19 protein-coding genes and 1 pseudogene are annotated in these 19583 nt (G+C 60.2%); 9 read left to right on the top strand and 11 right to left on the bottom strand.

From position 1 onward, the window contains the following. Positions 1-174: 174 nt before the first annotated feature. The 4 genes and pseudogenes from argB to coaBC all read right to left on the bottom strand — a co-directional run bounded on the left by argB (position 175) and on the right by coaBC (position 4401). Positions 175-1080: an acetylglutamate kinase gene (gene argB, locus AC3IT9_RS28505; RefSeq protein ID WP_008047078.1), complete on the bottom strand. Its 906-nt coding sequence runs from the start codon at positions 1078-1080 to the stop codon at positions 175-177. 17 nt (positions 1081-1097) lie between these two features. Beyond that, positions 1098-2474 (bottom strand): annotated as a pseudogene (locus AC3IT9_RS28500) (phosphomannomutase/phosphoglucomutase); the annotation flags it as partial. A gap of 257 nt (positions 2475-2731) precedes the next feature. Then, a complete protein-coding gene (gene dut, locus AC3IT9_RS28495) occupies positions 2732-3187 on the bottom strand; it encodes a dUTP diphosphatase (protein ID WP_007975171.1) in 456 nt (151 codons plus the stop codon). 5 nt (positions 3188-3192) lie between these two features. Further along, positions 3193-4401 carry a bifunctional phosphopantothenoylcysteine decarboxylase/phosphopantothenate--cysteine ligase CoaBC gene (coaBC, locus tag AC3IT9_RS28490; protein ID WP_151214294.1) on the bottom strand — a complete coding sequence of 403 codons (1209 nt, stop codon included), beginning with the start codon at positions 4399-4401 and terminating at the stop codon, positions 3193-3195. 136 nt (positions 4402-4537) lie between these two features. Between coaBC and radC the strand changes: the two genes are divergently transcribed. Beyond that, the gene (radC, locus tag AC3IT9_RS28485) at positions 4538-5212 is read left to right on the top strand and encodes a RadC family protein (RefSeq protein WP_489271512.1); all 675 of its coding nucleotides are present in this window, start codon (positions 4538-4540) and stop codon (positions 5210-5212) included. Between the two features lie 134 nt (positions 5213-5346). Here radC and AC3IT9_RS28480 read toward each other — a convergent pair whose 3' ends face one another. Beyond that, complete coding sequence (locus AC3IT9_RS28480) at positions 5347-6933, bottom strand: ABC transporter substrate-binding protein (protein WP_489271511.1); 1587 nt, start codon at positions 6931-6933, stop codon at positions 5347-5349. 446 nt (positions 6934-7379) lie between these two features. Between AC3IT9_RS28480 and rpmB the strand changes: the two genes are divergently transcribed. Both rpmB and rpmG read left to right on the top strand, forming a co-directional pair. Next, positions 7380-7613 carry a 50S ribosomal protein L28 gene (rpmB, locus tag AC3IT9_RS28475; protein ID WP_007975166.1) on the top strand — a complete coding sequence of 78 codons (234 nt, stop codon included), beginning with the start codon at positions 7380-7382 and terminating at the stop codon, positions 7611-7613. Positions 7614-7624: 11 nt separating this feature from the next. Then, on the top strand, positions 7625-7780 hold the full coding sequence (rpmG, locus tag AC3IT9_RS28470; protein ID WP_003177274.1) for a 50S ribosomal protein L33: 156 nt from the start codon (positions 7625-7627) through the stop codon (positions 7778-7780). A gap of 95 nt (positions 7781-7875) precedes the next feature. Here the strand turns inward: rpmG and AC3IT9_RS28465 are convergent, their stop codons facing one another. Together AC3IT9_RS28465 and AC3IT9_RS28460 are read right to left on the bottom strand one after the other, a co-directional pair. Further along, positions 7876-8094 carry a peptidase inhibitor gene (locus tag AC3IT9_RS28465; protein WP_489271510.1) on the bottom strand — a complete coding sequence of 73 codons (219 nt, stop codon included), beginning with the start codon at positions 8092-8094 and terminating at the stop codon, positions 7876-7878. Positions 8095-8262: 168 nt separating this feature from the next. Further along, positions 8263-8625: a cupin domain-containing protein gene (locus AC3IT9_RS28460; RefSeq protein ID WP_150724895.1), complete on the bottom strand. Its 363-nt coding sequence runs from the start codon at positions 8623-8625 to the stop codon at positions 8263-8265. A gap of 234 nt (positions 8626-8859) precedes the next feature. Between AC3IT9_RS28460 and AC3IT9_RS28455 the strand changes: the two genes are divergently transcribed. Beyond that, positions 8860-10353 (top strand): aldehyde dehydrogenase, encoded by a 1494-nt coding sequence (locus AC3IT9_RS28455; protein WP_489271509.1) that lies wholly within the window; start codon positions 8860-8862, stop codon positions 10351-10353. A gap of 193 nt (positions 10354-10546) precedes the next feature. Further along, a complete protein-coding gene (locus AC3IT9_RS28450) occupies positions 10547-11689 on the top strand; it encodes an MFS transporter (RefSeq protein WP_489271508.1) in 1143 nt (380 codons plus the stop codon). 29 nt (positions 11690-11718) lie between these two features. Here the strand turns inward: AC3IT9_RS28450 and AC3IT9_RS28445 are convergent, their stop codons facing one another. Together AC3IT9_RS28445 and AC3IT9_RS28440 are read right to left on the bottom strand one after the other, a co-directional pair. After that, positions 11719-13293 carry a phospholipase D family protein gene (locus AC3IT9_RS28445; protein ID WP_489271507.1) on the bottom strand — a complete coding sequence of 525 codons (1575 nt, stop codon included), beginning with the start codon at positions 13291-13293 and terminating at the stop codon, positions 11719-11721. 60 nt (positions 13294-13353) lie between these two features. Further along, positions 13354-14787, bottom strand: coding sequence for an aminotransferase-like domain-containing protein (locus AC3IT9_RS28440; RefSeq protein WP_489271506.1), 1434 nt, complete (start codon positions 14785-14787; stop codon positions 13354-13356). Between the two features lie 178 nt (positions 14788-14965). Here AC3IT9_RS28440 and AC3IT9_RS28435 point away from each other — a divergent pair, with 178 nt between their 5' ends. Beyond that, positions 14966-15211, top strand: coding sequence for a DUF1127 domain-containing protein (locus AC3IT9_RS28435; RefSeq protein ID WP_223443810.1), 246 nt, complete (start codon positions 14966-14968; stop codon positions 15209-15211). A gap of 143 nt (positions 15212-15354) precedes the next feature. On the opposite strand, the gene AC3IT9_RS28430 is transcribed toward AC3IT9_RS28435, so the two are convergent. Beyond that, the gene (locus AC3IT9_RS28430) at positions 15355-16662 is read right to left on the bottom strand and encodes an NAD(P)/FAD-dependent oxidoreductase (protein WP_150724900.1); all 1308 of its coding nucleotides are present in this window, start codon (positions 16660-16662) and stop codon (positions 15355-15357) included. Positions 16663-16809: 147 nt separating this feature from the next. Here AC3IT9_RS28430 and AC3IT9_RS28425 point away from each other — a divergent pair, with 147 nt between their 5' ends. Beyond that, entirely contained in the window at positions 16810-17163 is a 354-nt protein-coding gene (locus AC3IT9_RS28425; RefSeq protein WP_150724901.1) for a YkgJ family cysteine cluster protein, read from the top strand. Between the two features lie 138 nt (positions 17164-17301). On the opposite strand, the gene AC3IT9_RS28420 is transcribed toward AC3IT9_RS28425, so the two are convergent. Further along, complete coding sequence (locus tag AC3IT9_RS28420) at positions 17302-17790, bottom strand: Lrp/AsnC ligand binding domain-containing protein (protein WP_007975155.1); 489 nt, start codon at positions 17788-17790, stop codon at positions 17302-17304. A 157-nt stretch (positions 17791-17947) separates the two neighbouring features. On the opposite strand from AC3IT9_RS28420, the gene dadA reads away from it, so the two are divergent. Both dadA and AC3IT9_RS28410 read left to right on the top strand, forming a co-directional pair. Further along, a complete protein-coding gene (dadA, locus tag AC3IT9_RS28415; protein WP_150753853.1) occupies positions 17948-19252 on the top strand; it encodes a D-amino acid dehydrogenase in 1305 nt (434 codons plus the stop codon). Further along, positions 19224-19577, top strand: coding sequence for a RidA family protein (locus tag AC3IT9_RS28410; RefSeq protein WP_489271505.1), 354 nt, complete (start codon positions 19224-19226; stop codon positions 19575-19577). The genes dadA and AC3IT9_RS28410 overlap by 29 nt, the downstream gene beginning before the upstream one ends. The last annotated feature ends 6 nt before the right edge of the window (positions 19578-19583 follow it).

The raw sequence follows: 19583 nt of genomic DNA, 5'->3' as shown, positions 1-19583 counted from the left end.
ATTGCCTTGTAGGAGCGAGCTTGCTCGCGATGCACGTCAGGGCGCCGCTTTTCGCCAGGCGCCCCGCGTTATCGTTGACGTTTTTCGCGAGCAAGCTCGCTCCTACAGGGACTGTGGAATAAAAAAGACCCCGCTCAGCCAGGCCGAGCGGGGTCTTTTTGTTTGCGCTATCGCTTAAGGACGCTTGCGATTGCTGATCAGGGTGCCCACGCCGGTATCGGTGAAGATTTCCAGCAGGATCGCGTTCGGCACGCGACCGTCGATGATCAGCGAGCTGCCCACACCGCCCTGGACCGCTTCCAGTGCGCAGCGGATCTTCGGCAGCATGCCGCCGTAGATGGTGCCGTCGGCGATCAGGTCGTCGACTTGCTGGGTTGTCAGGCCGGTCAGGACCGTGCCCGACTTGTCCATCAGGCCGGCGATGTTGGTCAGCAGCATCAGTTTCTCGGCTTTCAGCGCTTCGGCGACTTTACCGGCCACCAGGTCAGCGTTGATGTTGTACGACTCGCCGTTGGCGCCGACGCCGATGGGCGCGATCACCGGAATGAAATCGCCCTTGACCAACAGGTTCAGCAGGTCGGTATTGATGCCAACTACTTCGCCCACATGGCCGATGTCGATGATTTCCGGGGTGGTCATTTCCGGCGTCTGACGGGTAACGGTGAGCTTCTTCGCGCGAATCAGCTCGGCGTCTTTACCGGTCAGGCCGATAGCGCTGCCGCCATGACGGTTGATCAGGTTGACGATGTCCTTGTTGACCTGGCCGCCGAGGACCATTTCCACCACGTCCATGGTCGCGGCATCGGTGACGCGCATACCGTCGACGAAATGGCTCTCGATCGACAGGCGCTTGAGCAGGTCACCGATTTGCGGGCCGCCACCGTGAACCACCACCGGGTTGATGCCCACGGCCTTCATCAGCACGATGTCGCGGGCGAAGCCGGTTTTCAGCTCCTCGCTTTCCATCGCGTTGCCGCCGTATTTGATCACCAGTGTCTTGCCGACATAACGGCGGATGTAAGGCAACGCTTCGGACAGGACCTTGGCGGTGTTGGCGGCGGCTTCGCGTTCGAGGGTCATTCAGGGCTCCGGGTGAATCAGAACGGTAGTTGGAGATCAGGTGCAACACGCTTCAACTGGGCGTGGAAAACGTCCTTGATGCGTTGCAATTCAGCCTCGTCATCGGCCTCGAAACGCAGCACCAGCACCGGTGTGGTGTTGGATGCGCGTACCAGGCCCCAGCCTTTGGCATAGTCGACTCGCACGCCGTCAATGGTGGTCAGGTCAGCGCCTTCGCCCCACTGTGCATCGTGCAATGCATCAATGATGCTGAATTTGCTCTCTTCGGTCACATGGATATTGATTTCCGGCGTAGAAATATCGTTCGGGAAGGTCGCGAACAGCTCTTCGGCCGAGGATTTTTCCTTGCTGAGGATCTCCAGCAAGCGTGCGGCGCTGTAGATGCCGTCGTCGAAACCGAACCAGCGCTCCTTGAAGAAGATGTGCCCGCTCATTTCGCCAGCCAGCAGGGCGCCGGATTGTTTCATTTTCTTTTTGATCAACGAGTGACCGGTCTTCCACATTAACGACCGGCCGCCGTATTCCTTGATCAGCGCAAACAGGCGACGGGTGCATTTGACGTCGAAGATGATCTCGGCGCCCGGGTTGCGCGCCACGACGTCGCGGGCGAACAGCATCAGCAGGCGGTCCGGGTAGACGATGCTGCCGGTGTTGGTCACCACGCCGACGCGGTCGCCATCGCCGTCGAAGGCCAGGCCGATGTCAGCGTTGGTTTCCTTGACCTTGGCGATCAGGTCCACGAGGTTTTCAGGCTTTCCCGGGTCCGGGTGGTGGTTCGGGAAGTTGCCGTCGACCTCACAAAACAGTGGAATGACTTCGCAGTTCAGCGCTTCGATCAGTTGCGGGGCGATCACGCCGGCCGCGCCGTTGCCGCAGTCGACGACCACTTTCAGGCGACGGGCCAGCTTGATGTCCTGGACGATTTCGGTGGTGTAGCGGTCGAGGATCTCGACCTGGGTGATGCTGCCCTGGCCGCTGCTCAGGTCGTTGGTCTTGAGGCGGTCGTGCAGGGCCTGGATCTGTTCGTTGGCCAGTGTGTCGCCGGCAATGACGATCTTGAAGCCGTTGTAGTTCGACGGGTTGTGGCTGCCGGTGAGCATCACACCGGATTTGCCGGCCAGCACGTTGGCGGCGTAGTAGAGCGCCGGAGTCGGGACCAGGCCGACATCACTGACGTGGCAGCCGCTGTCGGCGATGCCTTTGATCAGTTGTGCGACCAGTTCCGGGCCGGACAGACGGCCATCGCGACCGACGGACACGTTTGGCTCGCCCTGGGCCAGGCTTTGGGAGCCGACGGCGCGGCCGATCCAGTAAGCGGTTTCGGCGTTCAGGAATTCCGGGACGGTGCCGCGGATGTCGTAGGCGCGGAAGATGCTGTCAGGGAACTTGGGTGCGACTTTGGCCGGGGTGTTCATCTGTGGAAATGCTCCATCTCGAAAGTGACTGGACAGGCCGCCGGTTCATTTGGCGGCAGGTTCAAACTGAAGGGTATGACGGCGTTTTCCACAGAGAGTTCGTGGTATGAAAGGGCCATGACGCCCCTGATGACAGGGGTTTGACCGGGCAATGCCTTGATTTTCGGAGCTAAACCTTGAAGATGACATTTTGAATTTTGTGGCGAGCTCCCTCGCCACAATGGGTCTCTATCGAATCAACGGGTACCGGTATGGCCGAAACCGCCAGTGCCGCGTTCGGTTTCAACAAACTCTTCAACCATCTCGAAGTGAGCCTGCACCACCGGTACCAACACCAGTTGCGCCAGGCGCTCGCCGACCGGCATGGTGAATTCGGTCTGGCCACGGTTCCAGCAAGAGACCATCAATGGGCCCTGGTAGTCGGAGTCGATCAGCCCCACCAGGTTGCCCAGCACGATGCCGTGCTTATGGCCCATCCCCGAGCGCGGCAGAATCAGCGCTGCCAGGTTCGGGTCACCGATGTAGACCGACAGGCCGGTGGGAATCAGCACGGTTTCACCCGGCTTGATCACGGTGTCCTGTTCCAGCATGGCGCGCAGGTCGAGGCCGGCGGAGCCTGGTGTGGCGTATTGCGGCAGCGGGAATTCGGTACCGATGCGAGGGTCGAGGATCTTGGCTTGCAAAGCGTGCATGTAAATTAAACCTGGTTCAGACGTTCGGCGATAAAAGTGATCAGCTGGCGAGCAATCTTGCTCTTGCTGGTCTGGGCGAAAAGTGTGGCGTGAAGCTCGCGGTCGATGACGCTGCAGGCGTTTTCTTCGCTGTTGAAGCCAATGCTCGGATTGGCGACGTCGTTGGCGACGATCAGATCGAGGTTCTTGTCTTTCAACTTGCGTGCAGCGTAATCGAGCAGGTGTTCGGTCTCGGCGGCGAAACCGACACTGAACGGGCGGTCGGGGCGGGTGGCGATGGTGGCCAGGATGTCCGGATTACGCACCATCTGTAGCAACAAGCCGTCGCCGTTCGTAGGATCTTTCTTGAGTTTCTGTGGGGCAACGACTTCCGGGCGGTAATCCGCGACCGCTGCCGAGGCGATGAACAGGTCGCAAGGGATCGCCGCTTCGCAGGCTGCGAGCATGTCGCGGGCGCTGACCACGTCGATGCGGGTGACGCGATCCGGGGTCTGCAGGTGCACAGGGCCGGTGATCAGGGTTACGCGGGCACCGGCTTCCACGGCGGCTTCGGCCAGGGCAAAGCCCATTTTTCCGGAACTGTGGTTGGTGATGTAGCGCACCGGGTCGATGTTTTCCTGGGTCGGGCCGGCCGTGATCAGCACGTGTTTGCCAGTCAGTGCCTGACGCTGGAAGCAGTCGGCGGCGCACTGGGCCAGTTCAAGGGCTTCGAGCATGCGCCCCAGGCCGACGTCGCCGCAGGCCTGGCTGCCGGAGGCCGGGCCGAAGACCTTGATGTTGCGGCTTTCGAGGGTTTGCAGGTTGGCCTGGGTCGCCGGATCGCGCCACATGGCCTGGTTCATTGCCGGTGCAACGGCGACCACTGCGTCGGTGGCCAGCACCAGCGTGGTCAGCAGATCATTGGCAATGCCTTGGGCCAGACGGGCGATCAGGTCTGCGGTGCCGGGAGCGATCAGCACCAGATCGGCCCATTTGGCCAGTTCGATGTGGCCCATGGCCGCTTCGGCCGCCGGGTCCAGCAGGTCCAGGTGGACCGGGTGCCCGGACAGGGCCTGCATGGTCAGCGGGGTGATGAACTCTGCGCCGCCACGGGTCATGACCACGCGCACTTCGGCGCCCTGATCGATCAGGCGGCGAACCAGGTCGGCGCTTTTGTAGGCAGCGATACCGCCGCCGACGCCCAGAACAATGCGTTTCCGATACAGCCGCTGCATAGGCCTGCCTTTCAATTCGTTGGTGACATACGTGGCGAAACCCCCTCCCCAGGATGAATTCGCCCGCAAAAAAAGATGGGCTACGATATCACAGCGACCGCTACGGAACAGCGGTGCCCACAGACAGGGAGGTGCTATGAGTATTCGCGATTGGCCGGCGGCGGAACGGCCACGGGAGAAGTTGCTTGAGCAGGGTTCGGAGAGTCTTTCCGATGCCGAGTTGCTGGCTATCTTTCTACGAACCGGCGTGGCCGGAAAAAGTGCGGTGGACCTGGCGCGACATCTACTGAGTCAATTTGGCAGTCTGCGTTCGTTGTTGGAAGCCGATCTCAAAACGTTCAGTGAGCACTTGGGGCTGGGGCCGGCAAAATTCGCGCAGTTACAGGCAGTACTGGAAATGGGCCGGCGCCATCTGGCCGAACGTTTGCGTCATAGATCGGTGCTGGAAAATCCGCAGGCAGTACGTGAGTACCTCAAATCGATGCTGCGCCACGAGCCTCATGAAGTATTCGGTTGCCTGTTTCTGGATTCCAGGCATCAGGTGCTCACGTTTGAGGTGCTGTTCCGCGGTTCTATCGACAACACCAGCGTTCACCCTCGCCAGGTCGTCAAACGGGCCTTGGCCCACAACGCAGCGGCATTGATCCTCTGTCACAACCATCCTTCGGGCAACACCGACCCCAGTCAGTCCGACCGGGTGCTGACCAAGCGCCTGCAAAAGGCGCTGGAGTTGATTGACGTGCGGGTGCTCGACCATTTCATCATTGGTGATGGCAATCCGTTGTCGATGGCTGAGTATGGGTGGATGTAGATCTGGTGGGGGAATGCAGAACCCTGTGGGAGCGGGCTTGCCCGCGATGGCGGCGGCACATTCAGCACAAGCGTTGCCAGAAAGTCCGCTATCGCGGGCAAGCCCGCTCCCACAGGTTTTGCGTTTGAAGTGGACTACTTGAAGTTCACCTTCGAGTAATCCTGCCGTCCGAACGGGCTGACCGAGTAACCCTCGACATCCTTGCGCATCAATGCGAACGCAGTCGGATGGGCAAGAGGCAGCCACAACGCCTGCTGCTGGATCTGCGCCTGGGCCTGTTCGTAGAGCTTGCTGCGCACACCTTGCTCGCCAGTGGTCTTGCCGGCGCTGATCAGCTTGTCCAGGTCCTGATTGCAGTAGCGAGCGAAGTTGGTGCCGGACTTGACCGCGGCGCAGGAAAACTGCGGCGTGAGGAAGTTGTCCGGGTCGCCGTTGTCGCCAGCCCAGCCCATGAACAGCAAGTCGTGCTCACCGGCTTTGGCGCGGCGGATCAGTTCGCCCCATTCGATCACGCGGATTTCAGCCTGAATGCCGATTTCTGCAAGGTCAGACTGAAGCAGTTGAGCGCCAAGGCTTGGGTTGGGGTTAAGCAGGCTGCCGGAAGGGCGGGTCCAGATGGTGGTCTGGAAGCCGTCCTTGAGTCCGGCCTTGGCCATCAAGGCTTTGGCCTTCGCGATGTCGTGAGGGTAGCCCGGCAGGCCTTTCGCGTAGCTCCAGGTGTTGGGCGGATACGGACCGTTGGCCGCCTCGGCAGTGTTTTCGAACACGGCTTTGACATAGTTGGCCTTGTCGAAGGCTAGGTTGATGGCCTGGCGGACTTCAGGCTTGTCCAGTGGCGGATGCTGACTGTTGATGCCGACGAATGCTGTCATGAACGCGTCAGTCTTTTCGACTTTCAGCGTTGGCTCTTTCAGCGCTTCCTGTACGTCCAGAGGCTTGGGCGACAGGGCGATCTGGCATTCGTTACGGCGCAATTTCTGCAGGCGCACATTGGCGTCCGGGGTGATGGCGAAGATCAGCGGGTCTACAGAGGGTTTGCCGCCGAAGTATTCGGGGTTGGCTTTGTAGCGAACCGAGGCGTCCTTCTGGAAACGGGTGAAAACGAACGGCCCTGTGCCGATCGGCTGGCTGTTGAGCTTCTCGGGTGTGCCGGCCTTCATCAGTTTATCGGCGTATTCGGCTGAATAGATCGAGGCGAAACCCATGGTCAGGGTCGCCAGGAAGGTCGAATCCGGGTGGTCGAGGGTGAAGCGCACGGTCTGCGGATCGAGGGCGTCGATCTTCTTGATCAGTGCAGGCAATTGCATCGATTGCGCATGGGGAAAGCCGCTCTGGGCGACTTTGTGCCACGCATTGGCCGGGTCGAGCATGCGGTCGAAGCTGAAAATCACGTCTTCGGCGTTCAGGTCGCGCGTGGGGGTGAAGTACTCGGTGCGATGGAATTTCACCTGCGGGTGCAGCTTGAAGACATAGGTCAGGCCGTCGGGGCTGACTTCCCAGCTGTCGGCGAGGCTGGCGACCACTTTGCCACTGGCCGTGTCAAAGTCCACCAGGCTATTCATCAACACATCGGCCGAGGCGTTGGTGGTGGTCAGCGAGTTGTACTGCACCACGTCGAAGCCTTCAGGGCTGGCCTCGGTGCAGACGCTCAGGGCGGCGGCAAAGGCCTGGGGGCTCAGCAGAAGCGGGGCGAGCAACAGCGGTAGGGCAGCGAGGCGCATGGTCGGCTTCCTTTACAGATCGAAGGCCCATCTGCAAGTGCAGTCTGGAAAAGGCTTACCCTAGTAGGCTCTTTTGTAAATGACTATCCCCTTTTTCATTTTGGGGGGACTATAGGCGCCAGATTTTGCTGTGCAGCGGTTGAGCAAAACCCCTGGTTGGCTCGATGAGCGATTCTCTGCGACGAGCGGTCGCCATCGACGATAGCCTTTGTCCAAGGCGCTCGGAGTCCGGAAAACGGGGTTTTTGTGAATTCTACGCACACTGAATGTTGTTGCTCTCCAGTCTTTCTGGTATAAAGCAGCGCTCTTTTCTAGGGGCCCGGTTCCTTCACTGTAGGTGTAGCCGGTAAGACCTCTAAAGAAACGCGGCGCCTGGCGCCAAATGACTGAGAGATTAAGCGGCCAACCCATGCCGGGTTGGGCATGTGGTTTTAGAGGGCTGAGGCATGTCTAGAGTATGTCAAGTTACCGGTAAGGGTCCGGTAACCGGGAATAACATTTCCCACGCAAACAACAAAACCCGTCGTCGTTTCCTGCCGAACCTGCAGCATCACCGCTTCTGGGTTGAAGAAGAGAAACGTTTTGTGCGTCTGCGCGTATCTGCCAAAGGCATGCGTATCATCGACAAGCGTGGCATCACTGTCGTGCTGGCCGAACTTCGCCGCGATGGCAAGGTTTAAGGGAGCTAATCATGCGTGAATTGATTCGTTTGATTTCGAGCGCCGGTACTGGTCACTTCTACACTACCGACAAGAACAAGCGTACTACCCCGGACAAAATCGAGATCAAGAAATATGATCCGGTTGTTCGCAAGCACGTGATCTACAAAGAAGGCAAAATCAAGTAATTGATTTTTCCCTCTTACGAAAAAGGCCCGTATCGCGAGATACGGGCCTTTTTTGTTGCGCGGGAATCAAGTTGTTTTGTCAGTGCCGAAACGAATCAGCCGCAGTTGATGCTGACTATGATTCTGTCGGCATTGGTATGCAGGTTGATGCGTCGCGGGCGCAGGTCCCAGCTCGAAGGGTACTTCGGTCCAGTGGCTCGCACTGGCGCGCCATTGGCCAGGGCGCGAACCTCTTCAAGCAGTTCCGGGGTGCATTTGCGGCCGATGGTGTACTGGGCGATGGCGAGATCGCATTGATCGGGTAAGACTGGCATGTTGCCTCCTTGCATGACTGTTGGTTGGGGCGCCTACGTCGTCGGGTGGGCGCACGTCCTGTGCGTTACCGTCCCGACGATGAAAAACGTGGCACCTGTCAGCAAGTCTTACCCGGTGTCGCTGCCTTGGGCCAGCGGCAGAATGTCAGCGACTGTTTCGATCTGGGTTCAAGCCTTCTGTTCAAACGCCACGTAGATCTTGCGGCATGGCTCCAGCACTTCCCAAGTGCCCTTGAAGCCGGCCGGGATTACGAAGCGATCGCCAGCGCGCACGGTTTTGCTGTTGCCGTCGTTGTCGCGCAGCACCGAAACGCCCTGAACGATTTCGCAGTATTCATGCTCGGTGAAGTTCACCAGCCACTGGCCGACGGCACCTTCCCACACGCCTGCGTTCAGCTGGCCGCAGGGGCTGTTGTAGTGGTTGTACACTGCTTGTTCCGGGTCGCCCTTGAGGACTTTCGCCGGGTCTGGCCGATAGCGCTCGGGCTGGGTAGTGGCTTGGCTGAAGTCGACGATGTTCTGGATGCTCATTGTTCTAATCCCCCGTCATTGCGGTGCGAGTGGTTGTTAAAGCCAAAGTCTATGTTTATTAAAATGAACATCGCAAGGCCGTTTGCCAGCGTTTTGTCAAATATATTGAAACTTCATATGCGGCTGGTTTAGGGTGGTGGATGCCTTGGGCCGAAAAGCAGGCTGGCCGGGCAGAATTCCTGACAGCGCCCGCGAAGAACGCGGGTGTCGTATCAATAAGAGGAGGACACTCACATGACCACCCTGACCCGTGCCGACTGGGAGCAACGTGCCCGCGACCTGAAAATCGAAGGCCGCGCCTATATCAATGGCGAATACACCGCCGCCGTTTCCGGCGAGACTTTCGAGTGCATCAGCCCGGTCGATGGCCGTCTGCTGGGCAAGATTGCCAGCTGTGACGCCGCCGATGCCCAGCGCGCCGTGGAAAACGCTCGCGCCACGTTCAATTCCGGTGTCTGGTCGCGCCTGGCGCCGACCAAGCGCAAATCCACCATGATCCGTTTCGCCGGCCTGCTGAAACAGCACGCCGAAGAGTTGGCCCTGCTTGAAACCCTGGACATGGGCAAGCCGATCAGCGATTCCCTGTACATCGACGTTCCCGGCGCGGCGCAAGCCCTGAGCTGGAGCGGCGAAGCCATCGACAAGATCTACGACGAAGTCGCGGCCACCCCGCACGATCAGCTGGGTCTGGTGACTCGCGAGCCAGTGGGCGTGGTTGGCGCCATCGTGCCGTGGAACTTCCCGCTGATGATGGCGTGCTGGAAACTCGGTCCTGCGCTGTCCACCGGTAACTCGGTGATCCTCAAGCCGTCCGAAAAATCCCCGCTGACCGCCATCCGCATCGCTGAACTGGCTGTCGAAGCCGGCATCCCGAAAGGCGTGCTGAACGTGCTGCCGGGTTATGGCCACACCGTCGGCAAGGCGTTGGCCCTGCACAACGACGTCGACACCCTGGTGTTTACCGGTTCGACCAAAGTCGCCAAGCAACTGCTGATCTACTCCGGCGAGTCGAACATGAAGCGCGTCTGGCTCGAAGCCGGCGGCAAAAGCCCGAACATCGTGTTCGCCGATGCGCCGAACCTGCAAGACGCTGCCGAAGCGGCTGCGGGTGCCATCGCCTTCAACCAGGGCGAAGTCTGCACTGCTGGCTCACGCCTGCTGGTGGAGCGTTCGATCAAGGACAAATTCCTGCCGCTGGTGATCGAAGCACTGAAAACCTGGAAGCCGGGTAACCCGCTGGATCCGGCGACCAATGTTGGTGCGCTGGTCGATACCCAGCAGATGAATACCGTACTGTCCTACATCGAGTCTGGTCATGCCGACGGCGCCAAGCTGGTGGCCGGTGGCAAGCGTACGCTCCAGGAAACTGGCGGCACTTACGTTGAACCGACGATTTTCGATGGCGTGAGCAACGCGATGAAAATCGCCCAGGAAGAAATCTTCGGCCCGGTACTGTCGGTCATCGCATTCGACAGCGCCGAAGAAGCCATCGCGATCGCCAACGACACTCCGTACGGCCTGGCCGCTGCGGTCTGGACGGCTGACATTTCCAAGGCTCACCTCACCGCCCGCGCACTGCGTGCCGGTAGCGTATGGGTCAACCAGTATGACGGTGGTGACATGACCGCTCCGTTCGGTGGCTTCAAGCAGTCTGGCAACGGTCGTGACAAATCGCTGCATGCTTTCGACAAGTACACCGAGCTGAAGGCGACCTGGATCAAGTTGTAAGTCGTTAAGGGAGGGGCCTGTTTTAGAGCAGGCCTCCCGAACGACACAGATCCCTTGTGGGAGCGGGCTTGCTCGCGAAGGCGGTGTATCAGCCAACGTTGATGTTGGATGTGATGACCTCTTCGCGGGCAAACCCGCTCCCACATTGTTTTGTGTGTCCTGAAAAAAATATCAATCCACAGGAGCGTGGAACATGCGTTGGGCGACGTATTTCGCCGTTTTGGCATCTGTCCTGAGTGTCGGCCTGGCCCTGGGTGTCAGCATGCCGCTGGTGTCGTTTCGCCTGGAAAGCTGGGGCTACGGCTCGTTTGCCATTGGCGTGATGGCGGCGATGCCGGCCATCGGCGTCCTATTGGGGGCGAAAATCTCCAGCCATCTGGCGGCGCGATTCGGCACGGCCAATCTGATGCGCCTGTGCCTGTGGGCCGGGGCGGTTTCGATCGGTTTGCTGGCGCTGTTGCCGAGCTATCCGATCTGGTTGGTGCTGCGGCTGATGATCGGGGTGATCCTGACCCTCGTATTCATCATCGGTGAAAGCTGGATCAATCAACTGGTGGTCGAGCAATGGCGCGGGCGGTTGGTGGCACTGTATGGCAGCAGCTACGCCTTGAGTCAGCTGGCAGGGCCGGTGTTGCTGGGTTTCCTCGGTACCGAGCATGACTATGGCTTTTGGGTGGGCGTCGGTTTGCTGATGGCTGCTCCGTTCCTGTTGCTGGGCCGCAGTGGCGCGCCGAGCAGCGAGGCCAGCAGCGTGACCTTGAGTGATCTGCTCGCTTTCTGTCGTGGCCTGCCGGCGATTGCCTGGGCTGTGTCGTTGTTCGCCGCGTTCGAGGCGATGATTCTGACGTTGTTGCCGGTCTATTGCCTGCGCCAGGGCTTCACCACGGAAATCGCCCTGGCGATGGTCAGTACGGTGGTGGTCGGCGATGCGGTGCTGCAATTGCCGATTGGTGCGTTGGCTGATCGCTTGTCGCGACGCGCGTTGTTCACCGGTTGTGCGGTGGTCCTGCTGATGTCGAGCCTGGCAATCCCGATGCTGATCGACACGCTGCTGATCTGGCCCTTGTGGGTGCTGTTCGGCGCCAGCGCTGGCGGGTTGTTCACCTTGTCATTGATCCTGATCGGCGAGCGTTATCGCGACGATGCGCTGGTGCGGGCTAACGCGCACATTGCCCAGCTGTGGGGGATTGGTTGCCTGGTCGGGCCGCTGCTGGCGGGTGCCGGCAGCCAGTGGATCAACGGCCATGCGTTACCGTTGCTGATGGCGGTGGGGGCCTTGGGCGTGTTGATTGTGGTGTCGCGGCAAGGGGCGTTTGGCACTGCTCAGCCAGCCTGATGAGCATCGGAGAGCGTGGCGGTCGAGTCTTACAACATCTTCTCCAGGCCCACCGTATTGCTCATCCACGCATTGAAGCGCCGCCACCAACTCCCTGGCTCCTTGGCTAGGGTGTGCATTTTTCCGTCGTCTTCGGTGGTCCAGACGATCTGACCGTTTTCCAGTTCCACCTGATAACTCAGGGCCGGAGTCATACCCTGCAGCGCCAGTTCGCGGACCCGTGCAGCCAATTCCGGACTGTCCACCAGCACGCCGACTTCGGTGTTCCACAGCACCGAGCGCGGATCGAAATTGAACGAACCGATAAAGGACTTCTGCTGGTCGAAGATCATCGCCTTGCTGTGCAGGCTGGAGTCAGAGCTGTGATAGGCGTTGCTGGAAAACAGATGCGGCCCGCTACCGCTGCCGCCTTCCTCGCCGGGTTGGCTACGCAATTCGTACAGCTTCACGCCGTGCTCCAGCAGCGCCCTGCGATAGGGTGCGTAGCCACCGTGTACGGCGGGAACGTCCGTGGCTTCCAGTGAATTGGTCAGCAAACTCACGGAAACGCCGGCATCGGCGCGCCCGGTCAGGTACACCAGCCCCGGCTGGCCGGGCACAAAGTAGGCCGAGATCATGATCAGCTCTTTGCTGACGTTATTGAGTTCAGGTGCGAGTTGCGTGGTCAGCAGCAACTGCGGATCGGGTTCGCCCTTGGCCAGTACCTTGCTCGGCGCATCCCACAATGCCTGGTTCCAGGCCCAGATCAGTTCGCGGCGCCAGATGTCCAGGCGTGGGTGGGTGGTGAAGGTCATCAAGTGTTTGTAGAGCGCGTGATTCTGGTTGCGTGTCTCCGCCAGGGACTCTTCCAGTCGGGTGCGGGTGTTTTCCAGGTCCCGGGGTGTGGGTTTGCTCGACAGGAATTCGTCGATCGGCTTGCTCAGGGCGCTGTTCCAGTACTGGTCGAAACTGTGCCCGAGTTGCTCGGCGACCGGACCGACACCGAGCATGTCGATGTCGGTGAAATTCATGTTGGGCTCGGCATCGTAATACTCGTCCCCCAGATTGCGCCCGCCGACGATGGCCATGCTGTTGTCCGCCAGCCACAACTTGTTATGCATGCGTCGATGCTGTTGCGACAGGTTGAACAGCCGGCCCACGGTGCGCGTCACACCCGTACTGCGGCCCAGATTCAGCGGGTTGAACACGCGGATCTGAATGTTCGGATGCGCGGCGAGGGTCGCAATGACCCGGTCCAGGCCGTCGCTGGCGGTGTCGTCGAGCAGTACCCGCACCCGCACACCCCGGTCGGCGGCCTTGAGCAACTCCGCGATCAACATGCGCGTGCTGATGCCGTCGTGCACGATGTAGTACTGCAAGTCGAGGCTGCTTTGGGCGTTACGGATCAGTTCGGCGCGGGCGGTGAAGGCCTCGGTGCTGTCCGATAGCAGGCGAAAACCCGATTGTCCGTTGTAGGGTGCGGCTTGCGCCTGGACCGAGCGACCGAATGCGGAGTCTGCAGCCGGCAGCGCCTGGCTCGGCACACGCTGAACGTCGAAGCTGGAGCAACCGCCCAGGAACGCGGCGAGTAGCAGAAGAGCAAGCAGGGGCTGTCTGACTCTCACGTAGGATCGTTCCGTTTGGCGGCGCAGATAGGCATATGGACGCCGATTCCCGAAGAAAAGTCAGTCGCTGAGCTGATCGGTTTCCGCTAGCAGTTTGATCGCTGTCGCGCCCACCTTGCGCACCGCGTCTTCGATCTGCGGTGTTGGCTTGGCAGCGTAGTTCATGCGCAGGCAATTGCGGTACTTGCCGGAGGCGGAAAAAATGCTGCCCACGGCAATCTGTACGCTCTGGTCGTGCAATGCACGATTCAGTTTCAGAGTGTCGAAACCTTCCGGAAGTTCGACCCACAGCATGAAGCTGCCTTGTGGGCGACTCGCGCGAGTGCCGGCCGGGAAATAGCGGGTCACCCAATCAATCATCACGTCGCGATTGCGTTGGTATTGCGTGCGCATCCGCCGCAAATGTGGTTCGAAGTGGCCACCCTTGAGAAATTCGGCGATGGCGATCTGCGGCTGTGGCGCGGTGGATCCGGTGCTGATGTATTTCATGTGCAGCACCCGTTCCAGATAGCGGCCGGGCGCGACCCAGCCGATGCGCAGGCCTGGTGCCAGGGTCTTGGAAAACGAGCTGCACAACAGGACGCGACCGTCCTCGTCGAAGGACTTGATCGTGCGTGGGCGTGGATAGGTGTAGGCCAGTTCGCCATACACATCGTCCTCGATGATTGCCACGTCATAGCGCTGCGCAAGCGTCAATAACGCGCGTTTGCGCGACTCCGGCATGATGTAGCCCAATGGATTGTTGCAGTTGGGGGTCAGCTGTATGAGCTTGATCGGCCACTGCTCCAGGGCCAGTTCCAGCGCTTCGAGACTGATGCCGGTCAGCGGATCGGTGGGGATTTCCAGGGCTTTCATGCCCAGGCCCTTGAGGGTCTGCATCGCGCCGTGAAAGCTCGGCGAGTCCACCGCGACAATGTCGCCGGGCTCGCAGATTGCGCGAATGCTGGTGGACAGCGCTTCGTGGCAACCGGTGGTGACCACCAGTTCGCTGGCGCTCAGCTGGCAGCCGGAATCGAGCATCAGGCGAGCGATCTGTTCGCGCAGTTCGAGGTTGCCGTGGATGTTGTCGTAATACAGCCCGGGCATGTCCTGCCGACGGCTGATTCGCGCCAGGTCACGCAGCAGCGGTTTCATCGTCGGACTGGTGATGTCCGGCATGCCGCGGCCCAGTTGCACCACGTCTTTGCGCGGCACGGCGCGAATCAACTCCAGCACTTGATCCCATTGGGAAATGTCCACCGGCCGTTGGGCCGGGCGGCCGACTGCCGGCAAATCCGGCAGTTCGCGGCTGGCGGGGACGAAGTACCCGGATTTTGGCCGTGGCATGGCCAGCCCGCTGTCCTCCAGCACCCGATAGGCCTGCTGCACCGTGCTCAGGCTGACGCCGTACTCGACGCTCAGCGCCCGTACCGAAGGCAGCCGGTCACCGGGGCGATAGAAGCCCTGTTCGATACGTGTGCCGAGCAATTCGGCGAGGTTGACGTAAAGGGTCATGGTGCAGCCTCGATAAGGGTGATCGGTTAACCAGTACAGATCGGGCAAAAAATGAGGATTCAGTGACGGAATCGGCAAAACTGTATGGAATTAATACAGTTGCTTTGAATCTGTAATGCTTTTGCGCGCCCACGCATCATGGAACCTCTGGCTACCCAAGTAAACAGGAGCATCCAAGATGAACGGTTTGAGCGATGTGCGGCTGACGTTACACAGTCAGGAACTGGCGACCGGGCAGAACAACGGCACTCGGGAGGCGGGCATGGGCAATGCGTCGTCCGGCCTGAGTCGCTGGGACCAGTTCTGGCGTCGCCTGCACACGCGCAAGGCCTTGCTGGCCCTGACGGCCGATCAGCTCAAGGATATCGGGCTGACGCGGGAGCAGGCGCGGGAGGAGGGGCTGAAGCCTTTCTGGCGGATCTGATTTTGGCGGCGTTCTTCAGGGCCTCATCGCGAGCAAGCTCGCTCCCACAAGGACCGGCGGTGAGCACAAATTTTGTGAACACCATCATTCCCTGTGGGAGCGAGCTTGCTCGCGATAGCGTCGGCAAAGACGCAGAGAATCCTTCAGACCAACTCTTTAAGCCGATGCCACAACATCCCCAACGCCAGCAACGGTGAGCGCAAATGCTTGCCGCCGGGGAAGGTGATGTGCGGCACCTTGGCAAACAGGTCGAAACCACCACTGTGCTGCCCGCTAATCGCTTCGGCCAGCAGCTTGCCGGCGAGGTGCGTGGCATTCACGCCGTGACCGGAATAGGCCTGGGCGTAGTACACGTTCGGCTGGTCCTTGAGTCGCCCGATCTGCGGCAGGCGATTGGCACCGATGCCGATCATGCCGCCCCATTGGTAATCGATCTTCACTGCGCTCAGCTGCGGGAAAACCTCGAGCATTTTCGGGCGCATGTATGCGGCGATGTCTTTCGGGTCACGGCCCGAGTAATGGCAGGCGCCGCCAAACAGCAGGCGCCGGTCCGCCGAGAGCCGGTAATAGTCCAGCGCCACCCGCTGGTCACAGACCGCCATGTTCTGCGGTAGCAGGGCGTGAGCCAGTTCTTCGCTCAACGGTTCGGTGGCGATGATGTAGCTTCCGGCGGGCAGGACTTTGCCGCTGAGCTCCGGGTTGAGGTTGTTGAGGTAGGCATTGCAACCCAGCACCAGGGTCTTGGCGCGCACCGAGCCCTCGGCGGTATGGACCTTGACCTCGGGGCCATAGTCGATGCGGGTCACGGCCGAGTGCTCGAACAGCTGGACCCCCAGTCGTTGTGCCGCTGCGGCTTCGCCCAAGGCCAGGTTCAGTGGATGCAGGTGCCCCGAGCCCATGTCGATCAGGCCACCCACATAGCGCGTGGAGCCGACCACGGTGTGCATCTCGTTGGCTTGCAGCAAACGGGTCTCGTAGCGATAACCGAGGCTGCGCAGTTCTTCGGCATCCTCGGCGAAGCCTTCAAGGTCACGGGGCTTGTTGGCGAGGTCGCAGTAACCCCAGGTCAGGTCGCAGGGGATCTGGAAGCGCTCGACCCGTTGCCGGACGATTTCCACGGCTTCCAGGCCCATGAGTTTCATTTGCCGAACACCTTCGGCACCGATGACGTTGGTGAACTGATCGAGGCCGTGGCCGACGCCACGAATCAGCTGCCCTCCATTGCGACCACTGGCGCCCCAGCCGATTCTATGGGCTTCAAGCAACACCACGCTGAGACCGCGTTCGGCCAGCTCAAGCGCCGTGTTCAACCCCGAAAACCCGCCGCCCACCACACAGACATCGGCCAGCACTTCGCCTTTGAGCGCCGGAAGTTCGGGCTGCGGCAGGCTGCTGGCGGCGTAGTAGGACGCGGTGTGGTTCAGGGCAGGCTGTTGAGCACGGGCATTCATGTGCGTATTCCTGATTCTTGCGTTTGGAAAACCTGACGGAGCATAAGCCGGACCTTCTCGGACGGGCAACATTGGTCGGCTGGTGCTGTCTGGATCGGGGCTTTTGCGTCAGAATCGCGCTCTATTCCGCTATTGGTCACCGCTTCAATGAGCTGCAACAGCCAGACAATCCGCACATTGCGACAACAGATTCCCTCGTTCGAGTGCGTGCCCGGCTGCCATGACTGCTGCGGGCCGGTGACCACCTCGCCCGAAGAAATGTCGCGTCTGCCGCGCAAGTCCCGCGCCGAGCAGGATGCCGCCATGGAAGAGCTCAACTGTGTGCATCTGGGGCCGAATGGTTGCACGGTGTATGACGAGCGGCCGCTGATCTGCCGGTTGTTCGGCACCACCAAGACCTTGCCGTGCCCGAATGGGCGCGGGCCGGTGGAGCTGATTCATCCGCGGGTGGAGAAACAGGTGTTCGAGTACATGGCTTCGAACCGACAGGTGTTGGTTTAAGAGAGACCGAGTCGCCTGCATTCGCGAGCAAGCCCGCTCCCACATTCGATCTTCAGTGAATACAGAGTTTGTGTTCGACACTGATCCACTGTGGGAGCGGGCTTGCTCGCGAAAGCGGCTGAACAGGCACTGCGTATCTCAATCCGGAATCGGCAAGGTCAAACTCTCTTTCACCTCTTCCATCACGATATAGCTCTTGGATTCCCGTACATGAGGCAGCTTGAGCAGGATGTCGCCCAGCAACTTGCGGTACGAAGCCATCTCGGAAATCCTCGCTTTCACCAGGTAGTCGAAATCCCCTGACACCAGATGACACTCCAGCACATGGGGCAATTTCAGCACCGCACGTCGGAACTCTTCGAAAGTATCGCCGGATTTGTAGTCCAGGCTGATCTCGACGAAAACCAGCAGACTACCCTTCAGGTGCTGCGGATTGAGCCTGGCGTTGTAGCCCATGATGATCCCTTCGCGCTCCAGACGCCGGACCCGCTCAGTACAGGGCGTGGTCGAGAGCCCGACCTTTTCCCCAAGCTCCGTAAAGGAAATCCGCCCGTCCGCTTGCAGGATCCGCAGGATGTTGCGGTCGATCTTGTCCAGCTCACGTTTGGTCTGAGTGTTGGTACGCATAGGGGATGCGCCTCCGTGAAAAGGGTTTTTGCCGAGAATTGTCGCCAAATATAGGCGCTTATATAGTGAAAAGCACTGGCGAATCTTTTTTACACTGCGCGCATCTAAAGCTCTGAATAACAAACGTCAGCGGTTAGCCGCGATGAGGGATATGAAAATGCGCGTCATGGTCTTGGGTAGCGGCGTCATCGGTACCACCAGTGCTTATTATCTGGCCCGTGCCGGGTTTGAAGTGGTGGTGGTCGACCGGCAGCCAGCTGCCGCCATGGAGACCAGTTTCGCCAACGCCGGGCAGGTTTCGCCGGGTTATGCCTCGCCGTGGGCCGCGCCTGGCGTGCCGCTCAAGGCCATCAAGTGGCTGTTGCAGCGCCACGCGCCCTTGGCGATCAAGGCCACCGCTGACATCGACCAGTACCTGTGGATGGCGCAGATGCTGCGCAACTGCACCGCCAGCCGTTACGCGGTGAACAAGGAGCGCATGGTCCGTCTGTCCGAGTACAGCCGTGACTGCCTCGATGAACTGCGCGCCGAAACCGGCATCGCCTATGAAGGCCGCAGCCTTGGTACGACCCAACTGTTCCGCACCCAGGCTCAACTCGACGGCGCCGCGAAAGATATCGCCGTGCTGAAAGAGTCCGGCGTGCCGTTCGAGCTGCTCGACCGCGACGGCATTGCCCGCGTTGAGCCGGCCCTGGCCAGCGTCACTGACATCCTCGCTGGTGCCTTGCGCCTGCCGAACGACCAGACTGGCGACTGCCAGATGTTCACTACCAAGCTCGCAGAAATGGCTGCGAACCTCGGTGTGCAATTCCGTTTCGGCCAGGACATTCAGCGCCTCGACTTCGCCGGTGACCGCATCAACGGCGTATGGATCGACGGCAAGCTGGAAACCGCCGACCGCTACGTGCTGGCCCTCGGCAGCTACTCGCCGCAACTGCTCAAGCCGCTGGGGATCAAGGCGCCGGTGTACCCGCTCAAGGGCTACTCCTTGACCGTGCCGATCACCAACTCGGCGATGGCTCCGACTTCGACCATTCTCGACGAGACCTACAAGGTCGCGATCACCCGTTTCGACAACCGCATCCGCGTTGGCGGCATGGCTGAAATCGCCGGTTTTGACCTGTCGCTGAACCCGCGTCGCCGGGAAACCCTGGAGATGATCGTCAACGACCTTTATCCTCAGGGCGGCGATCTGGCCCAGGCCGATTTCTGGACTGGTCTGCGTCCGACTACGCCGGATGGAACGCCGATCGTTGGCGCCACCCCGTTCAAGAACCTATTCCTGAACACCGGTCACGGCACGCTCGGCTGGACCATGGCCTGCGGCTCCGGTCGCTTGCTGGCAGACCTGATGGCGAAGAAAAAGCCGCAGATCAGCGCCGAAGGCCTCGATATTTCCCGTTATGGCAGCAAAACCCAGGAGCCTGCAAAGCATGTCAGTCCAGCGCCAGCTCACCAATGAGCGCATGAGTCAGATCGTCACCCATAACGGCACGGTTTACCTTGCCGGACAGGTCGGCGATGACATGAACGCCGGGATTGAACAGCAGACCCGTGAAACCCTCGCCAACATCGAGCGGTTGCTCGATCTGGCCGGCACCGACAAGCACCATCTGTTGTCGGTGACGATTTACCTGAAAGACATCGACGCGCATTTCGAAGGCATGAATGCGGTGTGGGACCAGTGGCTGCCAAAAGGCGTCGCTCCGGCCCGCGCCACAGTCGAATCGAAACTGTGCGAACCGCAAATCCTGGTCGAGCTGTCGGTTGTAGCCGCTCTGCCATAAGCTTTC

This window comes from Pseudomonas sp. KH_046_1 (assembly GCF_057839025.1).
This window is presented reverse-complemented; position numbering and strand designations above follow the sequence as displayed.